Origin of the sequence: Cryobacterium adonitolivorans (genome assembly GCF_004402695.1) — a bacterium.
Taxonomy (GTDB): domain Bacteria; phylum Actinomycetota; class Actinomycetes; order Actinomycetales; family Microbacteriaceae; genus Cryobacterium; species Cryobacterium adonitolivorans.
Map to the genome: position 1 here is coordinate 17,904 of NZ_SOFL01000040.1, position 12,509 is coordinate 30,412.

11 protein-coding genes are annotated in these 12,509 nt (G+C 68.5%); 10 read left to right on the top strand and 1 reads right to left on the bottom strand.

Annotated features, from left to right (window positions below; all coding sequences use genetic code 11):
- The first annotated feature begins 59 nt into the window (after positions 1-59).
- From rpsO to E3O42_RS18760, 5 genes are all read left to right on the top strand, one after another.
- Positions 60-329 (top strand): 30S ribosomal protein S15, encoded by a 270-nt coding sequence (gene rpsO, locus E3O42_RS12290; protein WP_066594293.1) that lies wholly within the window; start codon positions 60-62, stop codon positions 327-329.
- 202 nt (positions 330-531) lie between these two features.
- Positions 532-1,344 (top strand): fructosamine kinase family protein, encoded by an 813-nt coding sequence (locus E3O42_RS12295; RefSeq protein WP_134454219.1) that lies wholly within the window; start codon positions 532-534, stop codon positions 1,342-1,344.
- A gap of 137 nt (positions 1,345-1,481) precedes the next feature.
- Positions 1,482-3,020 carry an amino acid permease gene (locus E3O42_RS12300; protein WP_134454220.1) on the top strand — a complete coding sequence of 513 codons (1,539 nt, stop codon included), beginning with the start codon at positions 1,482-1,484 and terminating at the stop codon, positions 3,018-3,020.
- 217 nt (positions 3,021-3,237) lie between these two features.
- Positions 3,238-3,399: a hypothetical protein gene (locus tag E3O42_RS18055; protein WP_166787991.1), complete on the top strand. Its 162-nt coding sequence runs from the start codon at positions 3,238-3,240 to the stop codon at positions 3,397-3,399.
- 67 nt (positions 3,400-3,466) lie between these two features.
- Positions 3,467-3,601 (top strand): hypothetical protein, encoded by a 135-nt coding sequence (locus E3O42_RS18760; RefSeq protein WP_255455075.1) that lies wholly within the window; start codon positions 3,467-3,469, stop codon positions 3,599-3,601.
- 139 nt (positions 3,602-3,740) lie between these two features.
- On the opposite strand, the gene E3O42_RS12305 is transcribed toward E3O42_RS18760, so the two are convergent.
- Positions 3,741-5,447: a glycoside hydrolase family 13 protein gene (locus E3O42_RS12305; protein ID WP_134454285.1), complete on the bottom strand. Its 1,707-nt coding sequence runs from the start codon at positions 5,445-5,447 to the stop codon at positions 3,741-3,743.
- Between the two features lie 279 nt (positions 5,448-5,726).
- Here E3O42_RS12305 and E3O42_RS12310 point away from each other — a divergent pair, with 279 nt between their 5' ends.
- The 5 genes from E3O42_RS12310 (at position 5,727) to E3O42_RS12330 (ending at position 12,417) form a co-directional block, all read left to right on the top strand.
- Complete coding sequence (locus E3O42_RS12310) at positions 5,727-6,923, top strand: LLM class flavin-dependent oxidoreductase (protein ID WP_134454221.1); 1,197 nt, start codon at positions 5,727-5,729, stop codon at positions 6,921-6,923.
- Between the two features lie 2 nt (positions 6,924-6,925).
- Complete coding sequence (locus tag E3O42_RS12315) at positions 6,926-7,567, top strand: FMN reductase (RefSeq protein ID WP_134454222.1); 642 nt, start codon at positions 6,926-6,928, stop codon at positions 7,565-7,567.
- Between the two features lie 168 nt (positions 7,568-7,735).
- Positions 7,736-8,737: a dihydroorotate dehydrogenase gene (locus E3O42_RS12320; RefSeq protein ID WP_198414135.1), complete on the top strand. Its 1,002-nt coding sequence runs from the start codon at positions 7,736-7,738 to the stop codon at positions 8,735-8,737.
- A gap of 179 nt (positions 8,738-8,916) precedes the next feature.
- Positions 8,917-9,864, top strand: a complete 948-nt coding sequence (locus tag E3O42_RS12325) for an iron-sulfur cluster-binding protein (protein WP_134454223.1) — start codon at positions 8,917-8,919, stop codon at positions 9,862-9,864.
- A 264-nt stretch (positions 9,865-10,128) separates the two neighbouring features.
- A complete protein-coding gene (locus tag E3O42_RS12330; protein ID WP_134454224.1) occupies positions 10,129-12,417 on the top strand; it encodes a polyribonucleotide nucleotidyltransferase in 2,289 nt (762 codons plus the stop codon).
- The last annotated feature ends 92 nt before the right edge of the window (positions 12,418-12,509 follow it).

The window sequence follows — 12,509 nt, forward strand, 5'->3', positions numbered from 1 at the left end:
AAGAGAGCTCAGGCATTCTGCCCCGAGCACCGCGCAGTGAGAGAAAGGGGATCCCATCTATGGCACTCGAAGCTAATGCTAAGAAGGCGATCATCGAAAAGTACGCTACCCACCCGGGCGACACGGGTTCCCCCGAAGTCCAGATTGCAATGCTCACGCAGCGCATTCTCGACCTCACGGAGCACCTCAAAGAGCACAAGCACGACCACCACTCGCGTCGTGGCCTGCTCCTCCTGGTTGGTCAGCGTCGCCGTCTGCTCGGCTACCTGTCCGACGTGGACATCAACCGTTACCGCTCGCTCATCGAGCGTCTCGGCCTGCGCCGCTAGGTAGTAGCCGAATGGTTCGCTGATAACGCGATCTTCTTCGAAACGGGCCGTCACCCCTGGGGTGGCGGCCCGTTTTGTGTACCCGGGGATGATCTCGCGAGCCGTGAGTTAAGCACCTTCCCGACGCCCGGGAGGGTGCTTTTCTCACGGCTCGCGACCGTTTCCCGTAGCGCCGGGCCGGGCAAGCGGCAAGAGTGGGGGGATGAACGACTTCGTCAGCTCACCCGGCGGTGACCCGCGCGGCTTCGACAAGCGGCATCACGGCGCACCCTCCGGCTTCTTCGAGGCCGAGGCCGCCGGCCTGGTCTGGCTGGCGGTACCCGGGGGAGTGCGTACGGCACAGGTGATCGGCCTCGAGCCGGGGCACATCGTGCTCGAGACCGTCGACGAGGTGCCACCCACCCGGTCGGCCGCCCGAGCCTTCGGCGCCGAGCTGTCGGTGACCCACTCGGCCGGCGCCTCGGCATTCGGCGCCCCACCCGACAACTGGAGCGGCCCGCTGTTCATCGGCAATCGCAGCCTCCCCACCGCCTATGAGAACAGCTGGGGAGTGTTCTACGCCCGCTACCGGGTGCTGCCATACCTGGACATCGCCGTCGACGTGGGCGGAATCACCGCCAGGCAGTCCGAGGTCGTGCACGCGGCCTGCGCACGCATCGAGGCCGGCGACTTCGACGACGGTGCCTCGCCGGCCCGGGTGCACGGGGACCTGTGGACCGGCAACGTGCTGTGGTCGGCCGACGGGGTCGTGCTGATTGACCCGGCCGCGCACGGCGGCCACCGCGAGACCGACCTGGCGATGCTCGCCCTGTTCGGCTGCCCGTACCTGGAGGAGATCGCCGCCGGCTACGAGTCGGCCTCGCCGTTGAAGCCGGGCTGGCGGGCGCGCACGCCGCTGCACCAGCTGCATCCGCTGGCCGTGCATGCCGCCGGGCATGGCGCGGCATACGGCCGGGCGCTGGCGCAGGCCGCCGAGGCGGTGCTCGAACTGCCCAGGACCGCCCGGTCCGGCTAGGCCGGCACACCGTTTCTGAGGCCAGGTCCCTGCCGGGCGCCCCGCGAACGTTTCGGGGTGTCCGGCAGGGACTTTCGGCCTGCCGCCGCCGAAGTACTGCCCTAAACTTGAGCTTTACACGGAACGGACACCCCCCCATGAGTCTCTGGCGTACGAAGAGCATCGAGTCATCGATCGAGGATTCCCTGGAAAAGGGGCACAGTCTCAAACGCACCCTCGGCACCTGGGACCTGATGATCATGGGAGTGGCGGTCGCCGTCGGCGCCGGCATCTTCTCCGTGGGCGCCAAGGCCGCCGGCAGCTACGCCGGGCCGTCCGTGACGCTCGCCTTCGTGCTCGCCGCGGTCACCTGCGCCCTCGCGATCATGTGTTACGCCGAGTTCGCCTCCGCGGTGCCCGTGGCCGGCTCCGCATACACCTTCACCTACGCCACTCTGGGCGAGCTGCTGGCCTGGATAATAGGCTGGGACCTGATCCTGGAGATGCTCACCGCCGCGGCCGTGATCGCCAAGTACTGGGGCATCTACCTCAGCAACGTCTTCGCGCTCTGGAACTGGGACATCCCCGCCACCATCAACGTGGTCGGCCTCGACGTGAGCTGGGGCGCGTTCGTGATCGTCGCCATCTTCACCACCCTGCTGGTGCTCGGCACCCAGCTCTCCGCCCGCGTCGCCAGCGTCTTCACCATCGTCAAGGTGGCGATCGTGCTCTTCGTCATCGTCGTCGGCGCCTTCTTCATCAACCCGGCCAACTACTCGCCGTTCATCCCCGAGGCCGTGCCCACCACGGATGGCGTCGGCAGCGACGTGTGGACCCAGTCCCTGTTCTCCTTCATGACCGGCGCCGCCCCGGCGCAGTACGGCATCTTCGGCCTGCTCGCCGGTGCCTCCCTGGTCTTCTTCGCCTTCATCGGCTTCGACGTGGTCGCCACCAGCGCCGAAGAGGTCAAGGATCCGCAGAAGACCCTGCCGCGCGGCATCTTCGCCGGCCTGGCCATCGTCACCGTGCTCTACGTCGGAGTGAGCCTCGTGCTCACGGGAATGGTGCCGTACACCGTGCTCGCCGACGACCCCAACGCGTCCCTCGCCACCGCCTTCATCGCCGTGGGCGCCGGCTGGGCCGCCCAGGTCATCTCCATCGGCATCCTGGCCGGCCTCACCACGGTGATCATGGTGCTGCTGCTCGGACTGTCGCGGGTGCTCTTCGCCATGAGCCGCGACGGCCTGCTGCCCCGCTGGCTCAGCGTCACCTCGGAGAAGCGCCGCACGCCGGTGCGCATCCAGATCATCACCGGTGCGGCCGTCGCGCTGATCGCCGGGCTCACCGACGTGGGCGTGCTCGAAGAGATGATCAACATCGGCACCCTCTCCGCGTTTGTGCTCGTGAGCATCGCCGTCGTGGTGCTGCGCAAGAAGCGGCCGGACCTCAAGCGCTCGTTCAAGGTGCCGCTGTCGCCGTTCCTGCCGATCCTCTCGGCCGTGCTCTGCTTCTGGCTGATGCTGAACCTCACCACGCTCACCTGGGCGCGCTTCGCAGTCTGGCTGCTGCTCGGTTTCATCGTCTACTTCGCCTACGGCCGTCGCCACTCGCTGGTGGGCATCAACGCCAAGCTTCTCGTCGACGCCACCCGTCGTGAGGAGATCGAACGCGAGGAGCGCGCCCTCAAGGGCAAGTAGCCGCGGAACTGTTCCCCGAACGGACATTTGCGTCCGGTGCGCCGGACGCAAATGTCCGTTGCGGCAACAGAAGGGAGCCGGCACCTGGGCCGAGGCCCTCGCGTTGACGGCGACGGCGGAGTGGCTTTTTGGCGGATGGCCCGTTCGCTGGGAATGGGCGTGTGCGTGCCTCGCCACCGGAGGGAGACCTCATGCACCGGCAGTCGGAGTAATCGCCATGACGGCGGCGCTCCTGCTGGCTCTCGACCTGGTCGCGGCGATTGTCACCGCCGGGGCGTGGATCGCCGCCGCGGTGCTCACCTCGGGACTCCCAACGCCGGGATCTCCTGCGGATGCCGCGCCCCGGCACGCCCGCACCCGGCACGCCCGCGCCCGATGAGCCCGCGCCGGATGAGCCCGCGCCGGCGCCGACGATCCGGCGTCGCGGCGCCTGGATCGTGATAGCCATGGTCGGGATAGGCCTGCTGGGCCTGGGTGCACAGCTGCTCTGCACCGCCCTGCTCGCCGATGGCGGCTGGTGGTTCGTGCAGGAGAAGGCGGTGTTCGCCCTGCCGGGGCCGTCGTCGCCTCGATCGCCGTGATCGTCCTCGCCGGCCCCAGGCCGCTGGGCGCTGCCGCGGCAGCTGCCCCGCTCTCGGCGCCCGCGGCCGCGCGGCCCTGGTGGGTGCTGCGGCGGCCGGCCTTGCCGGTATCGTGGCCCGCCTGGTGATCGGCTATCCGTTAGAGCCTGTAGAGGCGGGCCTCCCAGGGCCGGAGCGCCGCGGAACCGTCACCGGGGTAGTTGCCCAGCAGCAGCTCGGCGCCCGAAATGTCGTCGGGCAGCCACTCGCCGCGCACCGTCAACGGCTCATCTGACACGTTCGCCAGCACCAGCAGGGTCTGCCCGTCCAGCGTGCGGGTGAACGCGTACAGCCGTTCGTGGTCGGGCTCGATCAGCTCGAAGGCGCCGAGCGCGACGACGGGGTCCGCGTGCCGCAGCGCGATCAGCCGCTGGTAGAACGCGAACACACTGTGCGAAGCGGCCCGGTCGGCTCGCACGTTGATGGTGGGATAGTTCGGGTTGGCCGCGAGCCACGGGGTGCCGGTGGTGAACCCGGCGTGGGCGGTATCGTCCCACTGCATCGGTGTGCGCGCGTTGTCACGCCCCATGGCGTGCACCCCGGCCAGCACGCTCGCCGGAGACTGGTCGAACTGCTCCACGGCCTCCCGGTAGTGGTTGAGCGACTCGATGTCCCGGTAGTGGTCGATGGTGTCGAACTTCACGTTCGTCATGCCGATTTCTTCGCCCTGGTAGATATAGGGCGTGCCGCGGTGCAGGTGCAGCACCAGCGCCCACAGGGTTGCCGACTCGTAACGGAACTGCGTGTCGTTGCCGAACCGGGACACCAGCCGCGGCTGGTCGTGGTTGTTCAGGTACAGGCTGTTCCAGCCGGTCTGGGCCAGGCCGTCCTGCCAGCGGGCGAGGCTGCGCTTCAGTGGCACCAGGCTGCGCGGCAGCGGGTCGAACTTGTGCGTTCCCTGGTCGAGCGACACATGCTCGAACTGGAAGATCATGTCGACCTCGGCGCGGGCCGCATCCGTGAACAGCACGGCATCGGCGATGCTCACGCCGGGCATCTCTCCCACGGTCAGGTGCTCGTCGGGGCGGCCGGCGAAGACCATCCGGTGCATCTCCTGCAGATATTCGTGGATCTGCGCGCCCATCGGCGAACCACCATCGGTGGCCGCGGCCGGCCCGCTGACCAGCTCCACCTGCTTGGCGATGAAGTTGATCACGTCCATGCGGAACCCGTCGACGCCGCGGTCCAGCCACCAGTTCATCATCGTGTAGACCGCCTGGCGCACCTCGGGGTTCACCCAGTTGAGGTCGGGCTGTTGCGGCGCGAACAGGTGCAGGTAGTACTCGCCCGTCGTCTCATCCAGGGTCCAGGCCGGGCCGCTGAACGCGCTGCCCCAGCCGTTCGGTTCGGCGCCGGCCGCTCCGGGCCGGCGCCACCAGTACCAGTCGCGCTTGGGGTTGTCGATCGACGAGCGTGATTCGACGAACCACGGATGCTCGTTGCTGGTGTGGTTGACCACCAGGTCCATCACGATCTTGATGCCGCGCTCATGGGCCTCGGCCAGCAGAAGGTCGAATTCCGCCAGGCTGCCGAACACCGGGTCGATGTCCTGGTAGTCGCGGATGTCGTAGCCGTTGTCGTGCTGCGGGGACGGGTAGACCGGGGAGAGCCAGATGGCGTCGACGCCGAGCTCGGCGAGGTAGTCGAGCTTGCCGCGCACCCCGCCGAGGTCACCGATGCCGTCGCCGTTCGAGTCCGCGAAGCTGCGCGGATAGACCTGGTACACCACGGCCGTGGTCCACCACGGGGCGGCGGTGTGCGCACCGGCGTCAGTGCCGGAGTGTCCGGTGACGGTGCGGCTGTTCAGACTGGTCACGGGGTCCTCCCTTGCCGGGGTCCGGCGCGGGCGAGCGCGGGCCTTCCGGTGTCACGCGAATTGGCTAACTTACTGAATAAAGTCGTCCGTCCAATGTAGCGTCCGGTGCCCGAGTGGCACCACTGCGGGGGTGCTGCGAGGGTGCGGCGGGGGCGCGTGGCCGCGTGACTCCCCGCTCTCACCGCACTCGCACCGGGTCGGGAATAGGATCGGGCCATGTGCCGTTGACACCCATATACATGCAGACGCATTGAGTTTTGGAGGCTGGAAATGCAGTTCGGAATCTTCACGGTCGGGGACCTGACCACCGATCCCACCACGGGGCAGACGCCGACGGAGCACGCCCGCATCAAGGCCATGCTCACCATCGCGCAGAAGGTCGAAGAGGTCGGCCTGGATGTCTTCGCCACCGGCGAGCACCACAACCCGCCCTTCGTGCCCTCGTCGCCGACCACCATGCTCGGCTACATCGCGGCCAAGACCGAGCGGATCATCCTCTCCACCGCGACCACGCTGATCACCACCAGCGACCCGGTGAAGATCGCCGAGGACTTCGCAATGCTCCAGCACGTCGCCGACGGCCGGGTGGACCTCACCCTGGGCCGCGGCAACACCGGCCCGGTCTACCCCTGGTTCGGTCAGGACATCCGGCAGGGCATCCCGCTGGCGCTGGAGAACTACGCACTGCTGCGCCGGCTCTGGCGCGAGGACTTCGTCGACTGGGAAGGCCAGTTCCGCACCCCGTTGCAGGGCTTCCAGTCCACCCCGAGGCCGCTCGACGGTGTGCCGCCGTTCGTGTGGCACGGCAGCATCCGCAGCCCAGAGATCGCCGAACAGGCCGCGTACTACGGCGACGGCTTCTTCTCGAACCACATCTTCTGGCCGGCCTCGCACACCGCGAAGATGGTCAAGTACTACCGCAACCGCTTCGAGCACTACGGCCACGGCACGGCCGCGCAGGCCATGGTGGGCCTCGGCGGCCAGGTGTTCATGCGCAAGAACTCGCAGGACGCCAAGCGCGACTTCCGGCCGTACTTCGACAACGCCCCGGTCTACGGCAACGGCCCGAGCATGGAGGAGTTCACCTCGCAGACCCCGCTCACCGTCGGCAGTCCGCAGGAGGTCATCGACCGCACCCTCGGGTTCCGGGACTACGTCGGCGACTACCAGCGCCAGCTCTGGCTGATGGACCACGCCGGGCTGCCACTGAAGACCGTGCTCGAGCAGCTCGACCTCCTCGGTGAAGAGGTCGTACCGGTGCTCCGCAAGGAATTCGCGAAGAACCGGCCGGCCAACGTGCCGGATGGCCCCACCCACGAGTCCCTGGTGCTCGCCGCCGCCCAGGCGCCGGCTGCCGCCGCATCGGTCGGGCGCGATGACCTGGACACCTCCGCCGCCATCGCCCCGCACCGCCGGGCGAACGGTGCCGCGTTCGGCCTAGCCGGCGCCGGCACGATTGGAGCATAGAGATGACCGAGCGCACCCTGGCGGTCGTCTCCGCCGGACTCAGCCAGCCGTCCTCCACCCGGCTGCTCGCCGACAAGCTCGCCACGGCCACCGTGGCGCGGCTGGCCGACGAGGGCATCACCACCACGGTGCTGACCTACGAACTGCGCGACTACGCCCAGGACATCATGAACAACATGCTCACCGGGTTCGCCAACCCTCGGCTGGAAGAGATGATCGAGGCCGTCACCGCGGCCGACGGCCTGATTGCCGTCACCCCGATCTTCACCACCAGCTACAGCGGACTGTTCAAGACGTTCTTCGACGTGATCGACAACCGCTCCCTCACCGACCAGCCCGTGCTGATCGGCGCGACCGCGGGGACGCCGCGGCACTCGCTGGCCCTCGACTACGCGCTGCGGCCGATGTTCACCTACCTGCACGCCGTGGTGGTGCCCACCGCGGTGTTCGCCGCGTCGGAGGACTGGGGCACCGGCGACGGCGGCCGCGTGGACAGCCGGGTGCAGACCCTGCCGGCCCGGATCGAACGCGCGGCGGGGGAGCTCTCGGCGCTCGTCGCCCGCTCCGCCCGGTCCAGCCGGGTGCAGGATCCCTTCGAGCTGCCCGCCGGCTTCAACCCCGCCGGCATGTTCCCGCCCCGGTAGCAGGGCTAGTGCGTGCGGGTGGTGCCCCGGGACTCTCGCGTCCCCCACACTGTCGCGACATGCCTCTGAGGCTGCCCCGCCGGGACCTTCGGCTCTGATGACGGCAGAGCGGCGGGGACAGACTGGAACACGGTGCGCCGGAGAGAGTGCTTCCGCGAGACGGAAGCCGTGACAACCGCGCAGACAGGTCGTTCCGTGGTCGCCGTACGTGCAGACACAGAGTTCCCGGATGCCCGCGCCGCGTACGCCGCCGCCCCCGGTGCCGCCACTGTCGACCTCTCGGTGCGGATCGGCAGCCTCACCCTGCACACCCCGGTGATGCCGGCCTCCGGCTGCTTCGGCCCGGAACTGGGCGCACTCATCCCGGTCGCCGAACTCGGCGCCGCCGTCACCAAGACCGTCTTCGGTTCGGCGCGCGGCGGCAACCCGGTGCACCGGCTCACCGAGATCCCCGCGGGCATGGTCAACAGCGTCGGCATCCCCAGCCGAGGCCCGGTCGGCTACCTAGCCACCCTGCATCCGCGCTACGCGGCCCTCGACGTGCCCACGATCATCAGCGTCGGCGGCCACCGGCCGAGCGAATACGCTCCGGTCGTTGCGGCACTGGGCGAGAACGGTGCCGCCTTCGAACTCAACGTGTCCTGCCCCAACCTCGACCGGAACGGCACCGACATCGGCTCGGACCCTGCGGCAATCCGCGAGGTGGTCGCCGCCGTGCGCCTGGTCACGGACAAGCCGATCATCGTGAAGCTGCCGGTGCTGGTCGCCTCGATCGCAGACTGTGCCCGCGCCGCCGAGGAGGCCGGCGCCGACGCCGTCTGCGTGGCCAACTCCATCCCGGCGATGCCGCTGGATGCCCTCACCCGCCGGCCGATTCTCGGCAACGTCATCGGCGGGCTGTCCGGGCCGTCGATCAAGCCGATCGTGCTGCGGCTGGTCTGGCTGGCGTCACGGGCGGTGCAGATCCCGGTGATCGCCTGCGGCGGAGTCGAGACCGCCGACGATGCCCTCGACTACTTCTCGGTGGGGGCCAGCGCCGTGCAGGTGGGAACCGCCAGCTTCGCCCGGCCTTTCGCGGCGGTGGAGGTGGCGCGGGGGTTGCAGCAACGGTGCCGGGACGCCGAGGTGGGCACTATCCGGGAGCTGCTCGAGTTGGATGCTGCACTGTGAACCGGAACGTGTCCTCGGAACGCAACCATCCGTTGGTCGAGCCTGTCGAGACCCCGCGAGACACGTCACCGGGTCTACTTCGGCAAGCTCAGCACGGCGTCGACAAGCTCGACCAGCGGGATGGGGACGAACCGCAGGTTGAGTCACCCGCGCTCGACCAGCGAGGTGGGGACGACAGTATGCGGGCGACCGCCGCCGCCGCGGCTCGCCGCGAGGCCGCCGCCCGGGCGCGGGCGTTCGCCGAGGCGGATGCCCGGGCGCTCGACGGCCTGGTCTCGGTGCGACCGCGCCAGGCCGTGCCGCGCCCGCAACCCGTCTGGGACGACGCCGAGATGCTCGTGCACGAGCCGGCGGGGGAGCGCTATCGCCGCCTGGTCCTGGCCAGCAGCAGCATCGCGCACACCGCGCTGGCCGGCCAGTTCCTCATGATCACGGTGCCGCCGCACGCCGGCGACACGATTCTGCTGCCCCGGCCCATGGCCATCCACCGCCGCCGACCGGCGACCGCCGACCAGCCAGGCACCGTGGAACTGATCTACGGCGTCGTGGGCCGCGGCACCCGCGCCCTGGCCGCCGTTCCCGTCGGAGGCACCCTGCAGGTCACCGGGCCGCTCGGCCGCGGGTTCGAATTCGAAACCGGCACCCGTTCCGCCCTGCTGATCGGCCGGGGCGTGGGCATCTGCGGCGTGATGGGCGCCGCGGAGGATGCCCAGGCGGCGGGCATCCGCACGACCATGGTGCTCAGCGGGCAACGTCCTGAGCAGCTGCTCGGCCGCGCCGACTGCGCCGAACTGGGCGTGCGGGTGATCGCGGTCACCGACGACGACGGCTCCAGTGACCTGGTCACCCTCAGCGCCGGCCTGCGCGCCGAGTTCGACGGCGCCACGCCCGAGCGCACCCCGCCCGACGTGGTCATGGTCTGTGGAGCCGGGGTGCTCGCCCGGCTCGCCGCGGAACTCGGCGCGCACTGGGGGGTGCCCGTGCAGGCCTCGCTCGAGGCGCACATGGCCTGCGGGCTCGGCTACTGCCACGGCTGCGCCGCCCCGGTGCGCACCGACGCGAGCGTGGAAGGCCCCCTGGTCTGCGCCGACGGTCCGGTCTTCGACGCCCGCATCCCTGTCGATTAACCCCCGTTCTGCTACGCTTATTCAGGTGGATCTTCGGATCTACCCGCAGTACCCGGAGCAGACCTGCAGGACGCTGGTCCTCGGTGGTGGTTTCCCAACGCACAGGCCTGTAAAACGCAGTGCACCGTTGGTGAATTTCTACTGATGGCCAGCAATGTCAGCGCCCAACACATGTTCGGCAGATTGTTCTGCCTGTTCCTGCTCCGATGTCCCACTCGCGCGCCACACGGGCAAACGAGTCTAAACAAAGGAGAGAACCCCCATATGGAGGGTCCAGAAATCACGTTCGCCGAAACCGTTATTGACAACGGCAAGTACGGCAAGCGCACCATCCGTTTCGAAACCGGGCGTCTCGCCCAGCAGGCGCAGGGCTCAGCCGCCGCGTACATCGACGAAGAGACCATGCTTCTCTCTGCCACGAGCGCCAGCAAGCAGCCGAAGGACAACTTCGACTTCTTCCCGCTGACGATCGACGTCGAAGAGCGCATGTACGCCGCTGGCCGCATCCCGGGCAGCTTCTTCCGCCGCGAAGGCCGCCCGTCGACCGAAGCGATCCTCACCTGCCGTCTGATCGACCGGCCGCTGCGCCCGTCATTCGTCGACGGCCTCCGCAACGAGATCCAGGTTGTCGTGACCGTTCTGGCCATCGCGCCCGACGAGTACTACGACGTCCTGGCCATCAACGCCGCGTCCATGTCGACCCAGATCGCCGGCCTGCCGTTCTCCGGCCCGATCGGTGGCGTCCGCGTCGCCCTCATCCCCGACGACAACGGCTCCGGCCAGTGGGTCGCCTTCCCGAAGCACTCGCAGGTCGTTGACGCCGTGTTCAGCATGGTCGTCGCCGGCCGCGTTGTGACGGATGCCGATGGCAGCGAAGACGTCGCGATCATGATGATCGAGGCCGAAGCGACCGACAACGCCTGGACGCTGATCCAGGGCGGCGCCATCAAGCCGAACGAAGAGGTCATCGCCGAGGGCATCGAGGCGTCCAAGCCGTTCATCAAGCAGCTCATCGTCGCCCAGCAGCAGGTTGCCGCCGCGGCGTCCAAGCCCACCGGCAACTACCCGCTGTTCCCCCCGTACACCCCGGAGACCTACGACGCCGTCGCAGCCCTGGCGTACGAGGGACTGAAGGACGTCTACGTGATCGCCGACAAGATCGCGCGTCAGGATGCTGACGACGTGCTCAAAGCATCCGTCAAGACCGCCATCGCGGCCAAGGTCGAAGCCGGCGAGCTTCCCGCAGCCGCCAACAACCAGGTCGGCGCGGCGTACAAGTCCGTCACCAAGCTCGTCGTGCGCTCACGCGTTCTCAACGAGGGTGTTCGTATGGACGGACGCGGCCTGGCCGACATCCGCCCGCTCGACGCCGAGGTTGCGGTCATCCCGCGCGTGCACGGTTCGGCGATCTTCCAGCGCGGCGAGACCCAGATCCTGGGTGTCACCACGCTGAACATGCTCAAGCTCGAGCAGACCATCGACTCCCTGAGCCCGGTCACCAAGAAGCGCTACATGCACAACTACAACTTCCCGCCCTACTCCACCGGTGAAACCGGTCGGGTCGGCACGCCCAAGCGTCGCGAGATCGGCCACGGAGCGCTCGCTGAGCGTGCCCTGGTACCCGTGCTGCCGTCGCGTGAGGAATTCCCCTACGCCATCCGTCAGGTATCCGAGGCGCTCAGCTCCAACGGATCCACCTCGATGGGTTCCGTCTGCGCCTCTACCCTGTCGATGCTGAACGCCGGAGTGCCGCTGCGCGCCCCGGTCGCCGGCATCGCAATGGGCCTGATCTCCGACACCGTCGACGGTAAGACCCGCTACGCGGCTCTGACCGACATCCTCGGTGCCGAAGATGCCCTCGGCGACATGGACTTCAAGGTTGCCGGCACGAGCGAGTTCGTCACCGCGATCCAGCTCGACACCAAGCTCGACGGCATTCCCGCGTCGGTCCTGGCCGGCGCGCTGACGCAGGCGAAGGATGCTCGCACGACGATCCTCGCCGTGCTGAACGCCGCGATCGACGCTCCCGACGAGATGGCACCGACCGCGCCCCGCGTGATCAGCGTGCAGATCCCCGTCGACAAGATCGGCGAGCTCATCGGCCCGAAGGGCAAGATGATCAACTCGATCCAGGACGAGACCGGAGCCGACATCTCGATCGAGGAAGACGGCACCGTGTACATCGGCGCCGTCGATGGTCCCTCGGCCGAGGCCGCTCGCGCCATGGTCAACTCCGTCGCAAACCCTACCAACCCCGAGGTTGGCGAGCAGTTCCTCGGAACTGTCGTGAAGATCGCCGCTTTCGGCGCCTTCGTCTCGCTCCTCCCGGGCAAGGACGGCCTGCTGCACATCTCTGAGGTGCGCAAGCTCGCCGGCGGCAAGCGCGTGGAGAACGTCGAAGACGTCCTCGGCGTGGGCCAGAAGGTCCTCGTTGAGATCACCAAGATTGACGACCGTGGCAAGCTTTCGCTCGCCCCGGTCCTCCCCGATGAAGCCGACACGCACGGTCGTGACGCTGCATCCGAGGGACCCGAAGCTCCGGCCGAAGGTTAGTCACTAGTTCTGCCGGTCACCTCTCGCCAGGTGTGCCGGTCAGACGGAAGGCCCGTCCTGCTTCGGCAGGGCGGGCCTTTTCGCGTGTCCCG

Coding starts and splice junctions, on each gene's coding strand:
- E3O42_RS12300 (WP_134454220.1), top strand. CDS start 1,482: ATGAGTCTCTGGCGTACGAAGAGCATCGAGTCATCGATCGAGGATTCC.
- E3O42_RS12315 (WP_134454222.1), top strand. CDS start 6,926: ATGACCGAGCGCACCCTGGCGGTCGTCTCCGCCGGACTCAGCCAGCCG.
- E3O42_RS12325 (WP_134454223.1), top strand. CDS start 8,917: ATGCGGGCGACCGCCGCCGCCGCGGCTCGCCGCGAGGCCGCCGCCCGG.
- E3O42_RS12310 (WP_134454221.1), top strand. CDS start 5,727: ATGCAGTTCGGAATCTTCACGGTCGGGGACCTGACCACCGATCCCACC.
- E3O42_RS12295 (WP_134454219.1), top strand. CDS start 532: ATGAACGACTTCGTCAGCTCACCCGGCGGTGACCCGCGCGGCTTCGAC.
- E3O42_RS12330 (WP_134454224.1), top strand. CDS start 10,129: ATGGAGGGTCCAGAAATCACGTTCGCCGAAACCGTTATTGACAACGGC.
- E3O42_RS18760 (WP_255455075.1), top strand. CDS start 3,467: ATGGTCGGGATAGGCCTGCTGGGCCTGGGTGCACAGCTGCTCTGCACC.
- E3O42_RS18055 (WP_166787991.1), top strand. CDS start 3,238: ATGACGGCGGCGCTCCTGCTGGCTCTCGACCTGGTCGCGGCGATTGTC.
- rpsO (WP_066594293.1), top strand. CDS start 60: ATGGCACTCGAAGCTAATGCTAAGAAGGCGATCATCGAAAAGTACGCT.